Origin of the sequence: Nonomuraea sp. 10N515B (assembly GCF_052245915.1) — a bacterium.
In the GTDB taxonomy this organism is placed as follows: Bacteria; Actinomycetota; Actinomycetes; order Streptosporangiales; family Streptosporangiaceae; genus Nonomuraea.
The window spans coordinates 39,775-60,866 of sequence record NZ_JBQQBQ010000056.1 but is presented as its reverse complement, the minus strand read 5'-3'; the positions used below and the strand labels follow the sequence as shown (position 1 = coordinate 60,866).

Annotated in this window: 25 protein-coding genes and 1 tRNA gene; 13 read left to right on the top strand and 13 right to left on the bottom strand. The window is 66.1% G+C overall.

Annotated elements, in window-relative coordinates:
- The first annotated feature begins 64 nt into the window (after nucleotides 1-64).
- A complete protein-coding gene (locus tag ACTWQA_RS46700; protein WP_443165295.1) occupies nucleotides 65-412 on the top strand; it encodes a DUF6086 family protein in 348 nt (115 codons plus the stop codon).
- Nucleotides 413-478: 66 nt separating this feature from the next.
- Here ACTWQA_RS46700 and ACTWQA_RS46695 read toward each other — a convergent pair whose 3' ends face one another.
- Entirely contained in the window at nucleotides 479-1,054 is a 576-nt protein-coding gene (locus tag ACTWQA_RS46695; RefSeq protein WP_443165292.1) for an Imm21 family immunity protein, read from the bottom strand.
- 226 nt (nucleotides 1,055-1,280) lie between these two features.
- Between ACTWQA_RS46695 and ACTWQA_RS46690 the strand changes: the two genes are divergently transcribed.
- Together ACTWQA_RS46690 and ACTWQA_RS46685 are read left to right on the top strand one after the other, a co-directional pair.
- A complete protein-coding gene (locus ACTWQA_RS46690) occupies nucleotides 1,281-1,568 on the top strand; it encodes a hypothetical protein (protein WP_443165291.1) in 288 nt (95 codons plus the stop codon).
- On the top strand, nucleotides 1,565-1,909 hold the full coding sequence (locus ACTWQA_RS46685) for a type II toxin-antitoxin system PemK/MazF family toxin (protein ID WP_443165290.1): 345 nt from the start codon (nucleotides 1,565-1,567) through the stop codon (nucleotides 1,907-1,909). The genes ACTWQA_RS46690 and ACTWQA_RS46685 overlap by 4 nt, the downstream gene beginning before the upstream one ends.
- Nucleotides 1,910-2,092: 183 nt before the next feature.
- Here the strand turns inward: ACTWQA_RS46685 and ACTWQA_RS46680 are convergent, their stop codons facing one another.
- The gene (locus ACTWQA_RS46680; protein WP_443165289.1) at nucleotides 2,093-2,239 is read right to left on the bottom strand and encodes a hypothetical protein; all 147 of its coding nucleotides are present in this window, start codon (nucleotides 2,237-2,239) and stop codon (nucleotides 2,093-2,095) included.
- Nucleotides 2,240-2,611 carry a DUF6247 family protein gene (locus tag ACTWQA_RS46675; protein ID WP_443165288.1) on the bottom strand — a complete coding sequence of 124 codons (372 nt, stop codon included), beginning with the start codon at nucleotides 2,609-2,611 and terminating at the stop codon, nucleotides 2,240-2,242. It lies immediately after the preceding gene.
- 558 nt (nucleotides 2,612-3,169) lie between these two features.
- Between ACTWQA_RS46675 and ACTWQA_RS46670 the strand changes: the two genes are divergently transcribed.
- The 3 genes from ACTWQA_RS46670 to ACTWQA_RS46660 all read left to right on the top strand — a co-directional run bounded on the left by ACTWQA_RS46670 (nucleotide 3,170) and on the right by ACTWQA_RS46660 (nucleotide 4,857).
- Entirely contained in the window at nucleotides 3,170-3,550 is a 381-nt protein-coding gene (locus ACTWQA_RS46670) for a type II toxin-antitoxin system RelE/ParE family toxin (RefSeq protein ID WP_443165287.1), read from the top strand.
- On the top strand, nucleotides 3,547-3,879 hold the full coding sequence (locus ACTWQA_RS46665; protein ID WP_443165286.1) for a helix-turn-helix domain-containing protein: 333 nt from the start codon (nucleotides 3,547-3,549) through the stop codon (nucleotides 3,877-3,879). Before ACTWQA_RS46670 ends, ACTWQA_RS46665 begins: the two co-directional genes overlap by 4 nt.
- 357 nt (nucleotides 3,880-4,236) lie before the next feature.
- On the top strand, nucleotides 4,237-4,857 hold the full coding sequence (locus tag ACTWQA_RS46660) for an SMI1/KNR4 family protein (protein WP_443165285.1): 621 nt from the start codon (nucleotides 4,237-4,239) through the stop codon (nucleotides 4,855-4,857).
- A 347-nt stretch (nucleotides 4,858-5,204) separates the two neighbouring features.
- Here the strand turns inward: ACTWQA_RS46660 and ACTWQA_RS46655 are convergent, their stop codons facing one another.
- Both ACTWQA_RS46655 and ACTWQA_RS46650 read right to left on the bottom strand, forming a co-directional pair.
- Nucleotides 5,205-6,995 carry an IS481 family transposase gene (locus ACTWQA_RS46655; protein WP_443165284.1) on the bottom strand — a complete coding sequence of 597 codons (1,791 nt, stop codon included), beginning with the start codon at nucleotides 6,993-6,995 and terminating at the stop codon, nucleotides 5,205-5,207.
- 358 nt (nucleotides 6,996-7,353) lie between these two features.
- Nucleotides 7,354-7,608, bottom strand: a complete 255-nt coding sequence (locus ACTWQA_RS46650) for a DUF6247 family protein (RefSeq protein WP_443165294.1) — start codon at nucleotides 7,606-7,608, stop codon at nucleotides 7,354-7,356.
- On the opposite strand from ACTWQA_RS46650, the gene ACTWQA_RS46645 reads away from it, so the two are divergent.
- Entirely contained in the window at nucleotides 7,504-7,845 is a 342-nt protein-coding gene (locus ACTWQA_RS46645) for a hypothetical protein (RefSeq protein ID WP_443165296.1), read from the top strand. The two genes, ACTWQA_RS46650 and ACTWQA_RS46645, sit on opposite strands and share 105 nt — an antisense overlap.
- A gap of 710 nt (nucleotides 7,846-8,555) precedes the next feature.
- Nucleotides 8,556-10,439, top strand: a complete 1,884-nt coding sequence (locus ACTWQA_RS46640) for an alginate lyase family protein (RefSeq protein ID WP_443165283.1) — start codon at nucleotides 8,556-8,558, stop codon at nucleotides 10,437-10,439.
- A gap of 78 nt (nucleotides 10,440-10,517) precedes the next feature.
- Here the strand turns inward: ACTWQA_RS46640 and ACTWQA_RS46635 are convergent, their stop codons facing one another.
- The 7 genes from ACTWQA_RS46635 to ACTWQA_RS46605 all read right to left on the bottom strand — a co-directional run bounded on the left by ACTWQA_RS46635 (nucleotide 10,518) and on the right by ACTWQA_RS46605 (nucleotide 15,234).
- Nucleotides 10,518-11,009, bottom strand: a complete 492-nt coding sequence (locus ACTWQA_RS46635; protein ID WP_443165282.1) for a transposase — start codon at nucleotides 11,007-11,009, stop codon at nucleotides 10,518-10,520.
- Nucleotide 11,010: 1 nt separating this feature from the next.
- A complete protein-coding gene (locus ACTWQA_RS46630; RefSeq protein WP_443165281.1) occupies nucleotides 11,011-11,436 on the bottom strand; it encodes a hypothetical protein in 426 nt (141 codons plus the stop codon).
- Nucleotides 11,433-12,260 (bottom strand): IS21-like element helper ATPase IstB, encoded by an 828-nt coding sequence (gene istB / locus ACTWQA_RS46625; protein ID WP_443165280.1) that lies wholly within the window; start codon nucleotides 12,258-12,260, stop codon nucleotides 11,433-11,435. The genes ACTWQA_RS46630 and istB overlap by 4 nt, the downstream gene beginning before the upstream one ends.
- A complete protein-coding gene (locus tag ACTWQA_RS46620) occupies nucleotides 12,257-12,658 on the bottom strand; it encodes a hypothetical protein (protein ID WP_443165279.1) in 402 nt (133 codons plus the stop codon). The genes istB and ACTWQA_RS46620 overlap by 4 nt, the downstream gene beginning before the upstream one ends.
- Complete coding sequence (locus tag ACTWQA_RS46615) at nucleotides 12,655-14,073, bottom strand: Mu transposase domain-containing protein (RefSeq protein ID WP_443165278.1); 1,419 nt, start codon at nucleotides 14,071-14,073, stop codon at nucleotides 12,655-12,657. Before ACTWQA_RS46615 ends, ACTWQA_RS46620 begins: the two co-directional genes overlap by 4 nt.
- Nucleotides 14,074-14,314: 241 nt before the next feature.
- Nucleotides 14,315-14,665 carry an IS5 family transposase gene (locus ACTWQA_RS46610; RefSeq protein ID WP_443165277.1) on the bottom strand — a complete coding sequence of 117 codons (351 nt, stop codon included), beginning with the start codon at nucleotides 14,663-14,665 and terminating at the stop codon, nucleotides 14,315-14,317.
- A 495-nt stretch (nucleotides 14,666-15,160) separates the two neighbouring features.
- Nucleotides 15,161-15,234 (bottom strand) — tRNA-Gly (locus tag ACTWQA_RS46605).
- Between the two features lie 99 nt (nucleotides 15,235-15,333).
- On the opposite strand from ACTWQA_RS46605, the gene dcd reads away from it, so the two are divergent.
- The 3 genes from dcd to ACTWQA_RS46590 all read left to right on the top strand — a co-directional run bounded on the left by dcd (nucleotide 15,334) and on the right by ACTWQA_RS46590 (nucleotide 17,786).
- A complete protein-coding gene (dcd, locus tag ACTWQA_RS46600; RefSeq protein ID WP_305914886.1) occupies nucleotides 15,334-15,909 on the top strand; it encodes a dCTP deaminase in 576 nt (191 codons plus the stop codon).
- A 249-nt stretch (nucleotides 15,910-16,158) separates the two neighbouring features.
- Nucleotides 16,159-16,776 carry a DUF47 domain-containing protein gene (locus ACTWQA_RS46595; protein ID WP_127939425.1) on the top strand — a complete coding sequence of 206 codons (618 nt, stop codon included), beginning with the start codon at nucleotides 16,159-16,161 and terminating at the stop codon, nucleotides 16,774-16,776.
- A gap of 5 nt (nucleotides 16,777-16,781) precedes the next feature.
- The gene (locus tag ACTWQA_RS46590) at nucleotides 16,782-17,786 is read left to right on the top strand and encodes an inorganic phosphate transporter (RefSeq protein ID WP_443165276.1); all 1,005 of its coding nucleotides are present in this window, start codon (nucleotides 16,782-16,784) and stop codon (nucleotides 17,784-17,786) included.
- Nucleotides 17,787-17,789: 3 nt separating this feature from the next.
- Here ACTWQA_RS46590 and mshD read toward each other — a convergent pair whose 3' ends face one another.
- Complete coding sequence (gene mshD / locus ACTWQA_RS46585) at nucleotides 17,790-18,692, bottom strand: mycothiol synthase (protein ID WP_443165275.1); 903 nt, start codon at nucleotides 18,690-18,692, stop codon at nucleotides 17,790-17,792.
- Nucleotides 18,693-18,799: 107 nt separating this feature from the next.
- Between mshD and ACTWQA_RS46580 the strand changes: the two genes are divergently transcribed.
- Together ACTWQA_RS46580 and ACTWQA_RS46575 are read left to right on the top strand one after the other, a co-directional pair.
- Nucleotides 18,800-20,596, top strand: a complete 1,797-nt coding sequence (locus tag ACTWQA_RS46580) for a bifunctional metallophosphatase/5'-nucleotidase (protein WP_443165274.1) — start codon at nucleotides 18,800-18,802, stop codon at nucleotides 20,594-20,596.
- A gap of 135 nt (nucleotides 20,597-20,731) precedes the next feature.
- The gene (locus tag ACTWQA_RS46575; protein ID WP_443165273.1) at nucleotides 20,732-21,046 is read left to right on the top strand and encodes a hypothetical protein; all 315 of its coding nucleotides are present in this window, start codon (nucleotides 20,732-20,734) and stop codon (nucleotides 21,044-21,046) included.
- The last annotated feature ends 46 nt before the right edge of the window (nucleotides 21,047-21,092 follow it).

Sequence of the window (21,092 nt, the reverse complement as noted above, 5' to 3'; positions counted from 1 at the left end):
GTCCTCGTGGAGAACGAGCCGGGTTTGTTCGCTCAACCGCTCCCGTAGCCCGGCGAACCCTGCCCTGACCAGCCTGCACTATCCAGCGCAAGCGACGAAGCGGACATCAACTCGCGTAACGCCCTCTGAGGTCGACCTGGCCACCTTCGCGGCCTTCGTGAGCGCACTTATCGGGCGCTACGAGCGTTCGAACCATCCAATCCTGCACTCACTCATGGAGGGCTTCATAGCGACGGCCCTGGTGCTCGTCGAGCGTGGTCTAGCAGAATTTCCTGTGCCTGTTGCGAACGACGGCGGCTGGAGGGATGTCCAGGTGAGCGAGCATTCCGCATGGCCGCCAGGTGGCCAGGTAGGCGATGTTGAGCGATGGGCGGCTCTTTCGGCGCAGCAGGCTCGGGCAATGCCACGCTGAGGCTTCTACAACACCCGACCGCACGATTTATGGAAGGGTGGCACAGGCGCGAAGTAGGCCCAGGGCTCAGGTCGCTGGCTGGAGTTGGACGAGGATCATCCAGTTGTCCTCGTCCTTCGTGTAGGTGGCGCGGACCCTGTACTGGCCGGGCTCGAGATCAATAATGAGTCGGTCGTCAGGCTCCAGCTCAGCACCGGGAATGGCGGAGTCGAAGAGCACGACTGCCTCCCGTACCTCCCAGTTCACGTCTTCGTCATCGTCCCAATCCGGCTCTGCCGCCAGGGCTCGCTTGGCTGCCGTGACAAGCTCGGCTTCGGAGTATGCGGCGGCCCAGCGCAGGAAGAGACGTTCGGTCGCCAGATAGGTCGTCATGGCAGGTTCGTCGCCGAGAACAAGGGCCTGCTGCGCACCAACGGTGACAGTACCGATGTAGCCCTCAACGGCGCAGGCGCGGCCGTAGTCTCCCCAGGTCTCTACGGGACCGTCGTTGTCGTCCACACCTGCCCAGGTGTTCAGCTCGGACTTGGGGACGGCGATTAGTGGTCCTCCTGCGGTGCTGACCCAGGTATGCAGCACTGATGGCCTCGCATTCAATGCGTGATCGTTCTTGTGGGACAGAGTACGGGCAGCTGTCCCCCACATGCCTGGCTACGCGATCTGAGGACACCGCTATCCGGTGAGCCGGCGCTGAGGACAGTCCGTGCTGATGACTCCGGAGGGATCCTCTGATCATCAGGACCTTGGGTTCGATGTAGAGGCTGATCGGGTGGTGTTGATAGTCGATCCGGTTGATCGGGGCCTGTACCGATTGCTGAAGGGCGAGTCACCACCCTTCCACCTTGTTCAACATTTGTTGTACCCTGCTGTCATGGGCACTCCAAGCACGGTGGGCTTCCGACCCACCGAGGACGACAGCCGGATCATCGACTCACTTCGCCGCGAAGGCGAGTCCAACTCCGACGTGCTGCGCCGGGGGCTGCGCGCCCTGGAGCACGTGGAGTGGGAGCGGCAGGCCCGCGCCGACATGGCACGCCTGGCCGATGAGGGCGAGGATCTGTCGCAGCTCCCCGACGAGTGGGAATACACCGAGGACGGCGACATCCGGATCGTCGACACCGGCATCGTGGTTCCCGCTCGCCGTGAGGCCGGACGGTGATCCGCGGCGGCGTCTATCCAGTTGATCTCGGCGACGCCAAGCGCGGCCACGAGCAGCGCGGCAGACGCCTCGGCATCGTCGTCAGCATCTCGCAGGACCACTGGTCCACCGTGACGATCGTGCCCACGTCGACCAGTGCCCAACCGGCCAGCTTCCGGCCCAGGCTGACCATTCAGGGGCGCGAGACGTACGCCCTGACCGATCAAATCCGCACCATCGACGCCCAGTATGCCCTCGGCGGGCTGTACGACCACCTCGACTCCGTAGCCATGGGACAGGTCGAGTACGCGCTTGCCCGCTATCTCGGCCTGGACGCGAGCCTAACCCTGTGGGGCAGATGAGCACCTTGCCTGTAATGCCCGACTTCCCGGTGTCGGAAGACGGAGGAAGCGGAAGCCGGACCTGTCACGGTGCAAACCGGAGCCGAGGGTGCGAGCCAGAGCGGTCAGGCGATGATCGCGTCGGCGCATGCATGGGGATGCACGCCGGAGTACGGACAGACGACCGGTTGCTTCTGAGCTCGGTCAGCCGTGCCAGACTACCTGGATGATCTCGCCGTTCCAGGGGGCGACTTGCAGAAAGACAGTTGCCTCCAGGAAGGGTGCGAGCGCCTCGGCCGGCAAGGCTGCGATCTGCTCATCTACCTGCTTGCTCTGACCGACTGTGTACATCTATAGGTCCAGCTTCACGCCGAGCTCAGCAGCCCGCTCGGCCAAGGCCTCACGTAGCGGCCGGCCTTGGACGTACTCGCCACTCTCTATCTGCTCTTGCACTCGAGCAGCTTGCTCCAAGACCTGTTCGTACTCGCCAGTTGCCCTCATCCTGGCCATATGCCACCAGTGAGCCAGCAGATCATTTACCGGTGAGAGGTCCAGCTCCTCGGTGGCCTTGGCCATAGCCTGCCGGTAGTCCTTGTCGAAGTGACCGCGGTCGGCAGGAGGCAGGCACGCGCGGATGTTACGAGGACTCCGATCACCGTTCAGCGACTCGACGATCTGATCAGGAGTCCTCGCGATGACCGGCTCGTACAGCTCAGCTGTCACGTTGCCACCTCCGGCTGAAAGCGTCCGTGCACTGATCAACTGGACGCATGCGTACGCCATCGAGCTTAGCCGCTTGCCCGCCCTCAATCTCGTGAAGTGCGGCTACGCCTTCCGTCGCCGCAACACCACAGGGCTCGTGCCGTTGCAGTTCTGGACCAGCCTTCCGGTTTCCTTGGCCCTGGTTCCAGACATACTGGGCACGGCGAGATGAGCTTGCCTTGACGTGACAAGGCCCAGGCGCCGAATCCATCGGTCTACCTGGGCTTTCGCTATGAGAGCGGGTGACGGGAATCGAACCCGCGCTGTCAGCTTGGGAATTGCAGAGATCTTGGCTCGAAGGGGCGCCGACCTGCGGCTGAGGCCGGTCGTGAGTGACCGTGGTTGCCCCCTCGCCACCGCCCTTAATGGCACGCTAATGGCACGACGATCAGCCCCCTACCTGGTGTTTTCCGTGCGACGCGCGCACATCGGCCGCCTGATCACCCCGCCCGCCGTCGACCCGAAGGGGAAGCGGGGATGCGGATATAGAGAATATGACTAGACGGTTATAATAGCTGTATGAGCTGGGAGGTCAGCCTTCATCCGGAGGTCGAGGCGTGGTATCTGACCATATGCGCAACCGATCCGGAGACTGCAGATCTGATCAAGGACGCGATCGATCAGCTCGCGGAGGAAGGCCCGACGGCGCGCCGTCCTCTGGTCGACCGGGTACAGGGCAGCCGGTACCACAACATGAAGGAACTACGTCCGCCCTCATCGGGGACGAGTGAGATCCGGATGCTGTTCTGCTTCGATCCGGCAAGGGAAGCGATCTTTCTGGTAGCCGGCGATAAGGCCGGCAACTGGAACCGCTGGTATCGGGAAGCGATACCACTGGCTGATGAACGATTTGCCCAACACTTGATCACGCTCAACCAAGAAGAGCAGGAGGAGCGATGAGCACTCGGTACAGCAAGTGGTCGGATGTCAAGGCCAAGGCGGCAGCGCTCGACTCGCGAGACGCGACGGAACGCGCTGCTGGGGAAGCCGTCGCGCGTGAACGCCGCGAAGCGTACGTCCGGGGATTTCAGCTCGCCGAGATCCGTCAGGCTGCCGGTGTCACTCAGGCTGAACTCGCCGACACCTTGGGAGTCAGCCAGGCTCGCATCTCCAAGATCGAACATGGCGAGGTATCCGGCATCGACGTCGTACGAGAGTACATCGCTGCGCTCGGGGGCCATTTGGATCTCGTAGCTACGCTCGGCGACCGAACCTGGAAAGTCGCCTGAGAAAGGCGCGCCGATCCGCGGCCAAGTAGTTCAGAGCTTCGACCATTTCAGCCCTGACTGGGGCCTTCGTTGTGGAGCGGGTGACGGGAATCGAACCCGCGCTGTCAGCTTGGGAACCATCTACTGATCATGCCGTGTTGAGCTGGGAAAACGGGGGTGCAGGTCGAGGCTGGGCGAGTGACCCTGAGTCCCCCGTGATTCACCGCTGATCGCCGCTCGTTCTGGCGCGGATCTGGCACGCGGTCGATGCCTCTGTGTTGTGGCATTTGTCGGTCGAAGCTGACAGCATGCAGCCTTTATGGACGTAGACGACTTCTGGCTCTTCCTCCAGCGGTCCCCGTACGCGGAGTGCAGATCATGACCGAGGATGAGATCTTCGAAGCGATACTGTCAGCCCCTGGGCCCGATGTACTACCGGTGGCCTCGTCCGAGGCGGTCGCTGAGGCTGAAGAGGCCATCGGTTATCCGCTTCCTTCGCTGCTACGGCGGTTGTATCTGGAGGTGGGGAACGGAGGTTTCGGTCCTCGCGGTGGCATCATCGGTGTACGGGGCTACGACTTCTGGAAAAGCGACATCTTCGCGGACATCACTGAATCGGCTTTGGCGTTTCGAACCGAGTCCTACGGACGATGCGCGGGCATGATCCAGTTATTGGACTGGGGGTGTGCAATCGCGTCACTGCTGGATTGCCGCGATCCCGAGGGCGCGATGTGGGGATGGGACCCCAATCTGTGCTGCTTGGATCACGCGCTCTTCCCTCAGGACATCACCTTCGCGTCGTGGCTCGCGGAGTCGATTGCCCGCGACTTCGCCGAACCGTTCTATGACGGTTACTTCGAGGTCTCGCCGCAAGATGAAGCAGAGATCGCGGTGAGCACCATCGGAGAAGAGGAGGAACCGTGCATGTGGGCGCCGCCTGCATGGGTGAAGGGCAGGAAGGCCGGCATCTGGGAGCGCCGTCACATGTCCGATGACTGACGGGTTGGCTTGGTAAGCGAGCACGGGGCCAGTTCAGGAGGAGCGCTTTCACCACGATCTGGGCTAAGGCGATCAAGAAAGCCCAGGTCTCGGGTTTCGAATCCGACCTGGACTATCACGCTGAGAGCGAGTGACGGGAATCGAACCCGCGCTGTCAGCTTGGGAACTCTTTCAAGATCTTGCCCTCTGAGCAGGGAAAACACTGACCTGGCCATATGGCGGTCGAGTGACCGTGAGTCCCCGTGATTCACCGGTGGCACCTCTACGGACGGGCACGCAACGGGCACTCCCGGTGCTGTCAATGTGAGGTCCCAGGACATGCTTAACCGTTTGTCATCGGGAGATGCTTAACGTCCGTCGGGCTGGGTGCCCTTGCCTCGGACGTAGAGACGGGTGACGGGTGTGGTGTCGCGGCGGGGCCTGATCGCCAGTTCTTCCTCGCCATGCAGGACCCGATAGTGGGTGTCCTCGATGACGACGGTGACGAGCTTGCCTGCATGCCGGGGGCCGAGCTTGATGAACTGCTTGTTCACCATGAACCGGCCACTGGCATGGACGCGCCGTTGCACCCGGATCGATCCCGCCGGCAGCGGCGGTGGTGGCAACGGGGTCGCCGCGGTGCGCGCGCCTGGTAGCCGGGCGGCGCGGTCGGCGGTGATGGGGCAGGGCCAGGTGCCGACCAGGGCGTTGTCGGCGATGGCGTGCATGAGGTGGCCGTCCAGCCGGATGGTGACGGTGCGCCGGGCCGGCGCGAAAGCGATCTGGCACTTGATCCCGGCGATGGTGACGTGGCCGTCGCGTTGGACCATGCGATCGATCTCGACTGCCTGGCCTGCGGCCAGCTCGGTGTTGCCGTTGATGCGGCGCAGCGCCGCCGCTGCCGGTGCCGGTCCAGCGGAGCGGGCTCCGTAGCGCATCACCAGGTAGGCCAGGTCGTGGGGCAGGAGCCGGGAGACGATGGTGCGGACCAGGTGGCCGTCGAGCAGGACGTGCAGGCTGCGCAGATCGGCCCAGACGGTCAACGTCCGTCCGGCCAGTCCCCTGGGGACGGAGAACCGCTGCCGACTGGGAACGAGCGTGACCTCTCCGCTGGGCGGGACGCGGATCTCGAACTCCACCGCCGACTCATCCGGGCGGTTCGCCGGTGGTTCGATCACATCGATGCGCAGCGGTGCTGCTGTCTGGCCGGCCTCGTCGGCGGGGGGCTGCCCGTCGGAGTAGGTGGGGGCGTGCGGGCGGAAGACGCTGGCCGGGGTTGCCATGTTCAACGCCTGGTGGGGCCGTTGATGGTTGTAGGCGTGCACCCAGGCGTCGATGGCGTCCTGGGCGGCGGCCAGCGACTCGAACGGCGCCACATGATCCAGCAGTTCGTGGCGGAGCGTTTTGTGGAAGCGCTCGATCTTCCCGGTCGTGGTGGGCGAGCGGGGCTTGGTGAGCCGCTGGTTGATGCCGTTCTCCCGGCAGATCCGCTCGAATAGCACCTCCACCGGCTGCGGCCGATTGTGCCGGCCGGTGAACTGCTTGCCGTTATCGCTGAGCACCTCGAACGGCACCCCGTAGCGGCGCATCGCCTTGGTGAACGCCGAGCACACCGCTCGTCCCGATGGCACGGCGACCACCGCTGCGATCACCACGAACCGCGAATGATCGTCGATCCCGGTGACCATCTTGCACTCGCGGCCATCGGCCAGCGGTACGCCGCCGACCAGGTCGAGCTGCCACAGATGCATCGGCGCCTCGCGCTGCCAGCGCCGGTACTTGCGCTGATGCTCCTGTTCCTGGTGTCGCACCAGCCCGTTGCGGACGAGCATCCGATGCACCGTCGCCCGGCCGGGAACTGGATCTACTCCCCGCAGGCGCAGCTCATGCACGATCCGCCGGGCGCCCCATCGTGGGTGCTGCCGCCGCAGCTCACACACCAGCGCCTCGACCTCGGCCGGCAGCCGGTGCGGGCTGGACTTGGGCCGCCGCGACCTGTCGGCCAGTCCCGGCATGCCTTCCTGCTCAAACCGTTTCCGCCAGCTGTGCAGCGACTGCCGCGAGACTCCGTACCGGGCCGCGACCTCCCCGATCGGTGACCCGCCCAGAACCTCCCGTACAGCCCGGTACCGGTACTCCACCAGAGCCTGCTGATCCACGCTCGCCACCCGACATCAGAGTCACTCTGGGCGAGCATCATGCCACGATCGGTCAAGACTGTCCCGAGAACGAATGGTTAAGCATGTCCTGAGGCCTCACATCGACAGGTGCCTGAGCTTTGGCCATTCGACGCGGACAAGGTAGGTCTCGCGCTGCCGTTCCAGGACGACATAGGTTGCGAGGCCACGTTCACCGAAGGGGTGGGTGAGCATGTTCGCCCTGGGGTTGGCCGAGTTGTACGGATCCCCGCTCCATGGAGCGGTCTCCAGGAGTGTGCTCCGCGAGAGGTCGCAGGGTTTCCTCAGGGAGGGCCGCGATCTGCTCGTCGGCGATTGGATCGAGGACGAGCTTGTACACCTATACGTCGATCCCGCGTGCGGCCAGGACCTCACGCCATGGCCCCCTCGGGGAACCCTCTTGGCCGGCTAGGGCGCGCTCGGCCCGGGAGTGCATCTGGCGTCGCCCTTCCGGATCCTTCACCGAGTCGCACGCGGAGATCCACCAGCGGTGCACGAACGCGCTCAATACTCCAAGGTCAAGGCTGACTCGGACATCATCGAGGACGGCCTTGAGCCCAGCGTCGAACGCCTCACGATCCTGTGGGAGAACCAGCGCAGCGCATTGGCACGCAAGTTCTTCTCCGGCATGGGCGCCTCGGTGGACGTGAAGTCCTGCGGCTGGGCGGTCATGGTCGGCTCCTCTCTCTGCCTCTGGAGAGTACAGAGGGAGGAGGACAACGCTCATGAACATCGGAAACGACAGCAAGGTGTGGAGCGGGTGACGGGAATCGAACCCGCGCGAGTCTCCCCGATCTCGGAACGCAGCCCGTGCGGCCGCCTGCAACGCTGAGCTGCGGTTATGTTGGCACTCGGGACAGTTTGCGATCTTTGCCGCGACGATTCTTACTGGTGGTGCTTCCGTTCTTCACGCTGGCAGGGAAGGACATGGAGTTCATCGAACCTGCGCCGCGACGGCGGCCGCAGCCGCTTGCAGCGCGGCGAACTCCACGCGCTGCGCGAAAGCGCCGACATACCGCCGACATACCAGGCTGAACTACCATCGCTCCACGTCCGCAGAGGCGCACGAGCAAGGTGAGGAACGAACCGGGTCGGCGCCCTGTAATCGGCGCAGTCGGCCTCAGCGCTCCGCCAAAGACTGCCGCCGCTTCCGCCGTTGGTCAGGTACCGCCGTCACAGGGAGAAAGTGATCACAAGCATGCGTGAGATCGCGCCGCGTCCTGGGCGATCGGTGGTCTGCGATGGCCCGAAGGGGCTCTGCCCCAGGGCATCGAGCCGTTCTGGCGGCAAGCCGTGGGTACGGATCCGCGTGGTGCACCTGCTCCATGCGTCAGTCCGGCCCGCCGCCGGCAGCACCGGGATGCCATGGCCAAGGCGCTCATGAGCTTGGCCTAGGAGTCAGGGGCCGCGAACGTCGGCCACCCGCTGGAAGGCCCCGCCCCGCGCGCCTTCGTCACCTCCAAGGCCGTCTGGCTCCGACCATCCATAAGCCCCAGCTACGCCGTTCTCCGTCCAGCCAGCCCCCCTTTGGGAAGGAATCCCGTGCGTCTCGCTCGTCCGGTTGCTGCCGCCATGCTCGTGGCCGCCGCTTTGTCTGTTCCGCAGCCCGCACAGGCTGCCGGGTTCAAGCACCCCGGTGTCCTGGTCAGCCGTGCCCAGCTTGACTTCGTCAAGGCCAACCTCGACAAGGAGCCTTGGAAGTCAGCCTGGGACGCCCTGCAGAACAGCTCCTTCGCCTCGCTGTCCTACACGGCCAAGCCTCGCGCCGACGTGAACTGCGGCGGGAATTCCATTCCCGACAACGGCTGCTCGGACGAGCGTAAGGACGCGATGGCGGCCTACACGCACGCCCTGCGGTGGTACCTCAGCAAGGACTCCCGCTACGCCAAGAAGGCGATCCAGATCATGGACGCCTGGTCGGCCGTGATCACCAAGCACACCGGCAGCAACGCGCCGCTGCAGACCGGCTGGGCGGGCGCCAACTTCTCCCGGGCGGCCGAGCTCATCAAGCACACCTACGGCGGCGGCTGGAGCCAGGCCGGCCGGTTCGCGAGCAAGCTCCGCACCGTGTACCTCCCGACCCTGATCGCCGGACGGCCCGACAACAACGGCAACTGGGAATTGATCATGACCGATGCCGCCATCGGCATCGCCGTGCACCTGGACGACCGTGCCTCCTTCGACCGGGCGGTCGCGACCTGGCGCGGCAGGCTGCCCGCCTACATCTACCTCGCCACCGACGGCTCGATCCCTAAGGCGCCGCCCGGCAGCACGGTCAACACCAAAGCCGAGATCATCGACTACTGGTACGACCAGACCACGTTCGTGGACGGCCTGACCCAGGAGACCTGCCGTGACTTCTGGCACACCGGCTGGGGTCTGGCGGCCATCTCCCACGTCGCGGAGACGGCCCACCACCAGGGCGTGGACCTGTATTCAACGGCCAAACACCGGCTGCGCCGCGCGATGGACCTGCACGCCAAGATACAACTCGGCGGCTCAGTCCCAAGTTGGCTGTGCGGCGGCAAGGTCAAGGCCGACCTCGGCAACCACTACGAGGTCGGCTACAACGCGCTGCACAACCGCCTCGGCTACAACGACTTCCCCTACGCCGCCAAGTGGGTCGAGCAGAAGCGCCCCATGGGGACGTCGCACTTCCTGGGCTGGGAAACCCTCACCCACGCGCAGAACCGTGCCTCCTCCTCGGTGGAGACCGCCTCGGTTTACGGGGCGCTGCCGGACGGGAAGTTGACCTACACCGCCATTGATGCCGCTACCGGACAGCGCACGCGTGGCGCCTTTGTGTCCACGGCCACTCTGGGTTTCACTCCCAAGGCGATGGCGACGCTAGACTTCAATACAATCCTGGTCACCGAGAAGGGGCCGGAGGGCCGGCTCTACCGGGTCGATATCCAGACCAATCGTGACAGCCTCATTTTCGAGCCGCCTGTCTACCTCGGCAGCGGTTACACCCACGACCTCCTCGCCTACGACGGCAACGGCCAGCTGTTCGGCATCGCCGGCGGGACCCTGCGCCGCTACACCGTCAACGCGACCAAGCCCACGATCGACAACATCAGTGGCAACACCATCGGCGACGGCTTCACCCTCAAGACCCTGACCGCGACCGGCCCTGGCTGGATTCTCGGCACAACGGCTGACGGCAAGCTGATCTCTTACCGGATCAACGGCCCCGGTTCCTGGCAGAGGTACCAGCTACGTGACGCCACCTGGCAGGTCTTCGACCATCTCCTGTCGCCCGGTGGGGGCGTGTACTACGGCCACCGGAGCGAGGGCTCCCTCTTGCGCTACGACGACCAGAACCCCTACGACGGCCAGGGCGACGACCTCAGCAGCCAGGGCGCCGTCGGCACCGAAGGCTGGACCCAAACCCTCCTGTCCGCCCAACCCGCCAGCGTCAGCTGACCGAACAACCGACAGCCGCTGGAGGACCCCGGGTACCTTCCGAGGTCCTCCAGCGGGGCCTAGGGGGTGTCCCGTGGATCATTCGACGGGGTCACGGAGCCAGATTCTGATGGAGGCGACATCGAAGGTGCCTTCGTAGATGAGCTGGCGTTTGTCGGTGCGTAAGGCGACCGCGCGGTGGCCCTTGAGCTTGTTTATGCACCGCTCAGCGCTGTTGCGCTCGCGGTAGCGCTCGGCGTCGAAGCCGGGAGGTCGTCCGCCCTTGCTGCCTTTCTTGAGGCGGTTGACCTCCTGGTCTTTCTTGATCGGGATGACGGTCTTGATGCCTCGACGGCGCAGGTAGGCACGGTTTCCGCGGGAGGAGTAGGCCTTGTCTGCCAGCACTCGCGCAGGCCGCTGCCGGGGACGGCCCAGGCCACGCCGGAGGATCCGAACCCGCTTGAGAACTCGCCGGAAGTACGGGCTGTCGCCGTGCTGGCCGGGGCTGGTCATGCGGGCAATCGGGCTGTTGGCGCTCTGTGACGTTCCCCAGAGCTGCTCTGTGAAAATCCCCAGGTCGTTGGACTTCATACTACGTAGTTGATCCTGCTATGTCACGGAACGTGATGGGCGTGTCGACGTGTGCCGCGTGCGGGCTGAGGAGCAGGTTGAACACTGCGACAGGCCGGTGGCAGTGCGGGCAGGGCTGCACGGCGTTTGCTTGGGTGAGGCGTACGCGGTCCTCGTGGTTGTCGTGGCTCTCGCGGTTCCCGTGGCTCTCCTCGTGGCTCTCCTCATGGTTGTCGTGGTGATCAGGGGTGTTCTGGCGGGGCGTGGCGGCGTGCTGCGGGGCGGTCTTGCGCAGGCGGCGTAGCTCGCGTCGACGGGCATTTTTGTATTCGCGGGCGTGCGCGGCCTTGCACCGGGGGTCGCAGAAGCGGCGCAAGGGGTAGCGGCTGCTCCAGGTGAAGGTCTGGCCGCAGTGTTCACACGGGCGCGCTTCGGTGCGGGGCCTCACGCCTGATCTCCTGTCGTGCCGGTGGTGGCCAGGCGGAGTTCCTCGGCGCGGGCTTGGTGGGTGCGCATCCGATAGGAGGGGCCGTTGATGGCCACGATGACGCCGCGGTGCAACAGACGGTCGACCAGGGCGGCGGCCAGCATCGGATCATCGAGCCTCTCGGCCCATTCTGCGATCCCCACGTGGCTGGTGATGATGATCGAGCCCTTCAGATAGCGGGCGTTGACGACCTCGAACAGCAGGCTGCGGCCGTCCTCATCCAGCCGCCGGTAGCCGAACTCGTCCAGCACGAGCAGTTTCGGCTGGCTGAAGAAGCGCAGGCCGGTGTCGAAGCGGTGCTCGGCGATGGCCTTGGTGAGCTTGCGGACGATGGCCTCACAGGTGGTGAAGTAGGCGCGGTGCCCGGCCTGGGCGGCGGCGCGAGCAAGGCCGATGGCGAGCATGGTCTTGCCCACCCCGGGCGGGCCGATGAACAGCACGTTGCTGGCGTCGGCGAGGAAGCGCAAGGAGGCCAGTTCCCGGATCAGTGCCTCATCGGCGCCGGGCTGGGCCGTGAAGTCGTAGTCCTCGATGCGCCAGGGAGCCGGGAGGTTGGCGAAGTGCAACCGGGAGGCGGTCTGGCGAGCACCGGTCGCATCCGCTTCGATGCCCAGCAGGCGTTCGAGGGCCTCCAAGACGGACACCTCGCCGTCACGGGCGGCATCCAGCACTGCGGGCAGGGCCTCGGCAGCGGCGCGCAGTTTGAGGAAGGCCAGGTGGGAACGCAGCCGCTGATAGATCTGCGCCTGGCTGCCGCTGCCGCTGCCGCTGCTGGTGGCGGTCACGAGCCCGTCCTCCCCTCGTCGTGGTCGTCGTGGTCGTCGCAGAGGATCGTGGCCGACAGGTGCACGCGCACCCCGCCGCGCGTTCCGGTGGCGCTCAGGTGGGCAGATGCCGGGCGGCCGATCGGATCGCCGGGGCCGACGCCGACGTGCATCGTCAATCCCAGGGCGTGCCGCCAGGCCTCAAACGCCGCCCGCTGGCTCATCGGCCGCCCTGACCGGGGCAGGCGACCGGCGATCACGGCGCCGGCGGCGCCGACCGTCCAGGCCACCGGTGGCAGGCCCCGGCCGGCGGCCAGGATGGCGGGCAGTTGGGCGGCGGCCCGTTGCTGCCAGATCTCCTGCTCGATCTGCGGGTCGAAGAACGCGCTGGTGAAGGTGGACATCGGCGTCCTCGTCATGGCCGGCCCGCCTTTTCGTCCTGGCCCGCCTGGCGGCTGCTGGAGGCGGGGCCGAGGGCGCGTGCCGCGGCGGCATAGGCGGCGAAATCGGTGACGCTGGCCAGCCCGTTCCCGCCCGCCGACGCAGGCGCCGGGCTCGCCGGGCGGCCCTGGCGGGCGGTGCGGATCCGCTCAGCTTCGGCCAGCGCCTGCTGCGAGGGCGGGATGCGCTTCTTGCGTCGGCAGGGTGCGCGGTCAACGCCCGTGGCGGCCAGCACCGCCTTCTCCAGCGCCCGCACGTGCTCCTCGGCGCGGACGATCTCGTGCGCGCCGCGCACCGCCAGCCGGTGACGGGCCAGCGTGTTGCCCGCCGCCGAGATGATCTCCAGGACGGTCTCGTCCAGCCGCCAGCGTACGAGCACGTGCTGGTCGCGATGCCCGGGCGGGACGGAGTAGTGATTGCCATCGAAGCCGACCAGCCCTTGGGCCGAGACGACCCGCTCGACCTCCAGCAGCGCCGGATACGGACGTTCGGGCAGCGAGGCCAGCGGCTCTGCCGCCGCGACCGAGGCGACGGTGGTCTTGGCCCTGTCCGCCCAGCGCACCCGCACATCCCCCCGCGTGCGGCACCACGCATCCAGCGATGCCTGGGCCTGCGCGGGCGTCACCTCCTCGGCCAGCGTGCGCCACCACCGCTGCGCAGCGCTGTCGTTGGCCTTCTCCACCGCGCCCTTGCGCTGCGCCCGCCGGGGCCGGCAGATCGCCGCCGCGACACCGTAGTACTTCAGCACCGGCGCGAACGAGGCGAGCACGTCACCGCTCGTGCGCTCCACCACGGTGGCCATCCGGTCGAACCGCCACGCCAGCGGCAGCCCGCCCAGCCGGGCCGACACCTCGTGCAGGCCACGGATCAGATGGGCCGCATCCATCGACGGCGACAGCCAGCCCCGCCACCGGCCCGAGTACGGCAAGCTGCCGACCAGCAGATAGGCCTCCCGACGCGGCCAGGCCCACCCGGCAGGCGGGTCCGGCAGATGCAGCCAGTCCCACTGCACCTCGGCCCCGGGCTCATGGGAAATGATCGCCACGTCCCGGCCACGGGCCTGCTGACACGGCTCACAGTGAGGCCGCAGCCCTCGCTTGCGGATCGCCCGGGTGAAGGTTGAATACCCACCGGCATACCCCAGCTCGACGATCTCGTCGAACAGCGTCATCGCCAGCAGATGCGGGTCTTGGGCCAGCCGGATCCGGCAGTACTGCTCGAACTCGGCGAACGGATCGCCCCTGCTCGATCGTCGCTGGCCGGGCACCCGGTTGCCGTTCAGATACGCGGCGATCGTCTTACGGTCACGGTTGAGATGCCGGGCGATCGCCGAGATCGACCAGCCTCTTTTGCGCAATGCGTGCGCCTCCACGTCTTCCCCCTGTGTGAGCATCTTCCTTGGGCTCCCCGACAAGCTGCTGATCTTCGTCAATCGCAGCCTTGCGGGGAGCCCGCCCACCAGCGGACAACCACCACCGGCGGGTCGGCTACCTGGGGAAATTCACAGAGCAGAGCGGTCCAACTTCAGAGAGCGGCATCAGGGCGGCAGCGCCGGTCGGCCACCAGGTGCACCTTGGTCGTCCAGCCGCCCCGGGAACGACCCAATCCCTCCTGGTTCTTCCCCGTTTCGCGATCTACGCGGTCCCCTTTACGGGCAGGTCGGCGGCCGGGGCGTGTCGGGCTCCGGCGGCGTGCTGGTGAGCGCGCACCACGGTGGAATCGACACTCACCGTCCAATCCTCGCCCTCGGCCTCGTCGCATCCCGCGCGCAGGCCATCGAGGATCTTCTCCCAGGTGCCATCCATTGACCAGCGGCGATGCCGGTTGTAAACGGTCTTCCAGTTCCCGTAGCACTCCGGCAGATCGCGCCACGGACATCCGGTCCGCACCCGGAAGAAGACGCCATTGATGACAGTCCGGTGGTCGGCCCACCGGCCTCCGCGCTGTGGCGACGTCGAAGGCAGCAGGGGCTCCAGCAGCCCCACTCCTCATCGGACAAGTCATGACGATTCAGTCGATCAACCACAGGAAAGATCTACAACAAATCACCCTGAAGATCCACAGGACACGCTCTAGCCCTCGATGCCTGACTCCACAGTGGCGGACGACAACGAGCTGTACCCGAGCGGGGATGTGGCATGCCGGACCGGTCTGAGTGTCAGCGCCATGCGGTTCTACTCCGATGCGGGCCAGTGCGGGCTCCAGCATGAGCCGTTGGCGTGGAGGATCAATCTGCACACGGCGAAAGATCGTGACCGGAAGATCGCCGATGCTCTCGGAGAGATCGTCAAGGAAGATCTCAAGCCGAAGGGAAGGATGACGAGGGCGAGGCGGGAGCGCTGGTGCCGTCCGGCTAATGGCCCGTAATGGCCCGTAATGGCCCGCAAGATCAACTGATCTGGCACGCGAGTGAGAATAGCCCCACACAAAAGATCAAGGCCCGGGTTGGGATCACATGTTCCTGACCTAGGCCTTAACAGTGGAGCGGGTGACGGGAATCGAACCCGCGCTGTCAGCTTGGGAAGCTGATGTTCTGCCATTGAACTACACCCGCGCACGACCCGAAGTCGCGCCCTCCACTGTAGCGGAAACTTGCCCCACAACAGCAATCCCGAGCCCGCGCAGTTTCCACCCGGACGGTAAGTTGCTCTCCGTGCTGCTATCTGACCGCGACATCCTTGCCGAGATCAACACCGGCCGCCTCATGCTCGACCCCTTCGATCGGGAGATGATCCAACCCTCCAGCATCGATGTGCGGCTTGACCGGTTCTTTCGGGTGTTCGAGAACCATCGGTACCCGCACATCGACCCATCGATCGAGCAGCCGGATCTCACGCGTATGGTGGAGCCTCCCGGGGACGAGCCGTTCATCTTGCATCCGGGCGAGTTCGTGCTGGCCTCCACGTACGAGGTGATCACGCTGCCCGATGACCTGGCGTCGCGACTGGAAGGCAAGAGCTCGCTGGGACGGCTCGGGTTGTTGACGCACTCGACGGCCGGGTTCATTGATCCGGGGTTCAGCGGGCATGTGACGCTGGAGCTGTCGAACGTGGCGACGTTGCCGATCAAGCTGTGGCCGGGGATGAAGATCGGGCAGCTGTGTGTGTTCAAGCTCAGCTCGCCGGCCGAGCATCCTTACGGGTCCGCCAAGTACGGGTCGCGCTACCAGGGCCAGCGGGGGCCGACGCCGTCCCGGTCGTTCCGGAACTTCCACCGCACGAAGATATGAACAAGATGAACGGAAGGTGAATAAAAAGAGAACATTGAGGTGATCGGAGGGCTCGTCTCAGGCCTTCGGCGGGGTCGTACGTACTGGTAGGAAGGCGTGCGAGCAGCAAAATCCCCTAGAAGTACCCGCAATCCCGGTGTTGCGCAACATACGGCGGGTAGCCATTAGGCGAAGGAGAGATGAAGTTCGCATTTCGCCTGGTAGGCCGTACCCTCTTCACGGACCATCCCCGCACAGCTGGAGAACGACGTGCGCCTGCGTCTCACGCCACGTGAGGACAGCTACTACGACCTGTTCGCCGACTCGGCGAACAACCTGGTCACCGCATCGCGCTTGCTGGTGGAGATCATCAGCGAGGGCTCGGACAGGGAAGCCCTGGCCGAGAAGATGCGCGCTTGCGAGCACGCCGGTGACGAACGCACTCATGCGATCATGAACCGGCTCAATGAGAGTTTCATCACTCCGTTCGACCGCGAGGACATCTACCGCCTCGCATCCAACCTCGACGACGTGATGGACGCCATGGAGGCCGCCTCCGACCTCATCGTCCTCTACCAGCTCGATCACCTGCCCAAAGACGTGGTCAGGCAGGTCGAGGTCCTGGAGCGGGCCGCGGAGCTGACGGCCGAGGCCATGCCGCGGCTGCGGTCGATGAAAAACCTCAACGAATACTGGATCGAGGTCAACCGCCTGGAGAACCAGGGCGACCAGGTCTACAGGAGACTGCTGGCCAAGCTGTTCAGCGGCGAGTACGACGCCCTCACGGTCATGAAGATGAAGGAGGTCGTCGACGCCCTCGAGGAGGCGGCCGACGCCTTCGAGCACGTGGCCAACACTGTCGAGTCCATCGCGGTCAAAGAAAGCTAGGCCCAGTGGACCTCTCGCTCGCCCTCGTCATCGGCGTGGTCGTCGTCGCTCTGATCTTCGACTACACCAACGGGTTCCACGACGCGGCGAACGCCATCGCGACCTCCGTCTCGACCCGCGCACTCACCCCCAGGGCCGCGTTGTTCATGGCCGCGGCCATGAACTTCATCGGCGCTCACCTGGGCACCCAGGTCGCCCAGACGGTCGGCAAGGGCATCATCGACGCGCCGAAGGGCTCACACGGCCTGGTCATCGTGGCCGCGGCGCTCATCGGGGCGATCACCTGGAACCTGATCACCTGGTATTTCGGCCTGCCCTCCTCCTCCAGTCACGCGCTCATCGGCGGCCTGGTGGGCTCCGCCGTGGCCTCGGCAAGCGTGGTGCACTGGGACGGCGTCCTGGAGAAGGTCGTCATCCCGATGATCCTCTCGCCGCTGGTCGGGTTCACCCTCGCCGCCGCGATCATGATCGCAATTTACTGGATCTTCCGCAACAGCCAGCCGGGCAAGACCAACCGCGGCTTCCGCTACTCGCAGACCGTCTCGGCCGCCGCCATGGCGCTCGGGCACGGCCTGCAGGACGCGCAGAAGACCATGGGCGTGATCTTCCTGTCCCTCACCGTCGGCGGCTTCGCCGCGCCGGACGATCCCATCCCGCAGTGGGTCATCCTGGCCGCCGCGGGTGCGATCTCCCTCGGCACGTACGCGGGCGGCTGGCGCATCATGCGCACCCTGGGGCGGCGCATCATCGCGCTCGACCCGCCGCAGGGGTTCGCGGCCGAGTCGGCGGCGGCGACTGTCCTGTACGCGGCCGCCATCGGGTTCGGCGCGCCGATCTCGACCACGCACACGATCACTTCGGCGATCATGGGCGTGGGCGCGACCAAGCGGCTCAGTGCCGTGCGGTGGGGCGTGGCGGGCAACATCATCACCGCCTGGATCCTGACCATTCCGGCCGCCGCCGCGGTGGCCGCCGTCTCCTATTTCCTCCTCCACGCGATCGTGGAATAACCGCTACGCGACCGCGTACATCACGTCCACGTCCCAGCGGGCGAAGCCCAGGGACTCGTACATCCTGATCGCCCAGGTGTTGGCCTCGTCCACGTACAGCATCGCCTGGGCGAGGCCGCGGGCGCGCAGGTGGCTCAGGCCGGCCAGGGTGAGCGCTTTGCCCAGGCCGGTGCCCTGCTGCGAGGGGTCGACCCCGACCACATAGACCTCGCCGAGCGGCTCGTGGCCGTGCTCGGACGAGCCGTGGATCTTCGTCCAGTGGAAGCCGGCCAGCTTGTCGCCGCGGAAGGCCAGGAAGAAGCCCTCCGGGTCGAACCACGGCTCCTGCTCGCGCCGCAGCAGGTCGTCCATCGTCCACGCGCCCTGCTCGGGGTGATGGGCGAAGGCCGCGGCGTTGACCTTGAGCCAGGCCTCCTCGTCCTGTCCGGGGACGAACGTCCGCAGCCGCACCCCCTCCGGGAGCACGAACGCCTCCAAAGGGGCGAACAGGGAGCGGCGCATCTGCCAGAGCGAGCGCGCGCGTTCGAGGCCGAATTGCGCCGCCAGCGCGCCGGCACCCGCGTGGTCGCCGTGTGCCCACAGGCGCACCCGACCGCCGGTCAGGTCGAGCACGGATCGCAGCAGGAGGGCGCCGTGGCCCTGGTGACGGTGTGCCGGGTGGATGACCAGCTCGGCGCTCGGGCCCTCGACCTCGTCCGTCGGATCGACGTGGGCATAGCCCGCCAAAGCGTCCCCGTATAGCAGGAGCGAGCGCGCCTGGGGGTCGCCGCCGTACCTCAGGTGGAGCATCACGTGCTCGTTGAGCGGGCGGACGCCGTCGGCCTCCGTCGCCGCCTCCACGAGGCCGAGCACCTCGGTGATCTCCGAATCGTCCAGCCGTTCCCTGATCTTCACATGCGCGCTCACACGAGAACTCTAGGCGTACGACTGGCAAATAACGCCATGAGATCTCCCGACAAATCGTTATCTTTGCGACATTGGCCGCATAGCTTCCGGCCCTAACGTCTAAGGCCATGACGTCTCGTTCCTTACTCCGGCTGGCGCTCGCCGGAGCCGTCACGTCGGGAGCGATCCTGCTCGCCACCCTCCCGGCGGACGCGAGCAAGGCCCCGCCGCGTACGGTTCCCGTACGACTGCTCGCGCTCAACGACTTCCACGGTCACCTCGAGCCTCCCACCGGGTCCTCCGGCCGCATGGTGGACGAGCACGGGCAGACCATCAACGCCGGCGGCGCGGCCTACGTGGCCACGCACATGAAGGCCCTGGCCGACCAGAACACCATCGCCGTGGCCCAGGGTGACCTCATCGGCGCGACGCCGCTGATCTCCGCGGCGTACCACGACGAGCCGTCCATCGAGTTCATGGACAAGCTGGGACTCAAGGTGGCCGCGGTGGGCAACCACGAGTTCGACGAGGGGTACGCCGAGCTGCGCCGCATCATGGACGGCGGCTGCCACCCGGTCGACGGCTGCTCGCCGGTCGGCGAGTGGAAGGGCGCTCAGTTCGATTACGTCGGCGCGAACGTCCTGTTCAAGAACCCCAGCGAGAAGACCGACGCGCTCGCCACGCTCACCGCGCTCGGTGCCAAGCAGCCGGAGGTCAAGCAGCTGCTGGCCGACTGGGGCGTGCCCGCGCTGCCGCCGGTCAGCGTCAAGTGGATGAACGGCGTGCCGATCGGCTTCATCGGACTCGTCACGCAGACCACGCCGAGCATCGTCACGACCGAGGGCATCAAGGACCTCAAGTTCGTGGACGAGGTCAAGGCCGCGAACGTCGCCTCCAAGCTGCTCAAGCTGGTGGGCGTCAAGGCGCAGGTCGTGCTCGTCCACGAGGGCGACCAGGTGACCGTCGGCCAGTCGCCGGACGCGTGCAGCGCCATCCCGGGCGCCGGCAACCGCATCGCCACGCAGGTGGACGCCGAGGTCGACCTCGTGCTCAGCGGGCACTCGCACCAGGCGTACCTGTGCAAGGTCAAGGACCCGGCGGGCAACGATCGCGTCTACTCGCAGGGCGGCTCGTTCGGCCGCGTCATCACGCAGGTGGACATGAACGTCAATGTCCGGACCCGTGACATCGTGCGGACCTCGGTCGTGGCCGACAACCACGTGGTCACGCGGACGGTTGCCCCCGATCCTGAAATTTCTGCTTTCGTGCAGACGTGGAAGAATCGCGTCGCTCCGGTCGCCAACAAGCCGGTCGGCATGATCACCACCGACCTCGCCATCGTGGCCGCCCCCTCCGGCGAGACCCCGCTCGGCGACCTCATCGCCGACGCCCAGCTGGCCGCCACCAAGACCGGCGGCAACGCGCAGATCGCCCTGATGAACCCGGGCGGTGTACGGGAGCCGCTGACGTACGCGACCTCGCCGGCGAACGAGGGCGACGGCGTCGTGACGTACGGTGAGGCGTTCGCCACGCAGCCGTTCAACAACCTCATGCAGGTCGTGACCCTGACGGGTGCCCAGCTGAAGACGGTGCTGGAGCAGCAGTTCACCGGCGGGCCCAACAAGCAGGCGTTCACCAAGATCCTGCAGCCCTCGGCGAACTTCACCTACACCTACAGCCGGAGCGCCGCATGGGGCTCCAAGGTGTCGGACATGAAGATCGACGAGGTGTCGGTGACGGACACGCAGACCATCCGGGTCGCGGCGAACAGCTTCCTGGTGGGCGGCGGTGACGCTTTCCTGGCCTTCCAGGACGGGACGGATCTGTGGAGCGGGCCGCTGGACATCGACGCCTTCGTCGACTACCTCGGCGCGAACAAGCCCACCGCGCCGCCCGCCACCAACCGCATCACCGTGATCGACTGACCTTCTCGATCTCCGATGGGCCCGCCGCGACGGTGCGATTCCCGCCGTCGCGGCGGCCTGCGAGGTCGGGCCTGCCACCGTAATCGTCTCGTGCCCGTTGCTGATGGCCTTGTTCGGGACGACTCAAGGGAAACCATGATCAAGGCGACCGCGGCGGATTACACCTGGTTGTGTGACCGATGGACCGACGATGTCGGCACTACCCTCTTGTGCATCAATTTCGTCCAGGACCTGCTTCCCAGCGAAGTATTGCGACGCTTCGGCGTGACCCCGAACACCTCCGGCGAGCACACCATCGCAGCGTACAAGGCGGCAGGAGGTACGGTCCTGGCCGAGAGCGGATGGGCCACTGGCCACTGGCGTGCACCTATCCCAGGCCCATTACACCCGGCCCAGGCTGACCGGCTCGACGGATCACCTGTACAGCTCGTGGTGAGCAGGAGGCCGTGATGTGACGGGTATCGGCCTGGTCGGCGCATTGGCGTTATATTGCGTT

What these genes read in the sequence shown, in the direction of transcription:
- ACTWQA_RS46695 (WP_443165292.1), bottom strand. Translation starts at nt 1,054, where the DNA reads ATGTGGGGGACAGCTGCCCGTACTCTGTCCCACAAGAACGATCACGCA.
- ACTWQA_RS46690 (WP_443165291.1), top strand. Translation starts at nt 1,281, where the DNA reads ATGGGCACTCCAAGCACGGTGGGCTTCCGACCCACCGAGGACGACAGC.
- ACTWQA_RS46680 (WP_443165289.1), bottom strand. Translation starts at nt 2,239, where the DNA reads ATGTACACAGTCGGTCAGAGCAAGCAGGTAGATGAGCAGATCGCAGCC.
- ACTWQA_RS46660 (WP_443165285.1), top strand. Translation starts at nt 4,237, where the DNA reads ATGACCGAGGATGAGATCTTCGAAGCGATACTGTCAGCCCCTGGGCCC.
- ACTWQA_RS46665 (WP_443165286.1), top strand. Translation starts at nt 3,547, where the DNA reads ATGAGCACTCGGTACAGCAAGTGGTCGGATGTCAAGGCCAAGGCGGCA.
- ACTWQA_RS46670 (WP_443165287.1), top strand. Translation starts at nt 3,170, where the DNA reads ATGAGCTGGGAGGTCAGCCTTCATCCGGAGGTCGAGGCGTGGTATCTG.
- ACTWQA_RS46575 (WP_443165273.1), top strand. Translation starts at nt 20,732, where the DNA reads ATGATCAAGGCGACCGCGGCGGATTACACCTGGTTGTGTGACCGATGG.
- ACTWQA_RS46615 (WP_443165278.1), bottom strand. Translation starts at nt 14,073, where the DNA reads ATGCTCACACAGGGGGAAGACGTGGAGGCGCACGCATTGCGCAAAAGA.
- ACTWQA_RS46635 (WP_443165282.1), bottom strand. Translation starts at nt 11,009, where the DNA reads ATGAAGTCCAACGACCTGGGGATTTTCACAGAGCAGCTCTGGGGAACG.
- ACTWQA_RS46620 (WP_443165279.1), bottom strand. Translation starts at nt 12,658, where the DNA reads ATGACGAGGACGCCGATGTCCACCTTCACCAGCGCGTTCTTCGACCCG.
- ACTWQA_RS46580 (WP_443165274.1), top strand. Translation starts at nt 18,800, where the DNA reads ATGACGTCTCGTTCCTTACTCCGGCTGGCGCTCGCCGGAGCCGTCACG.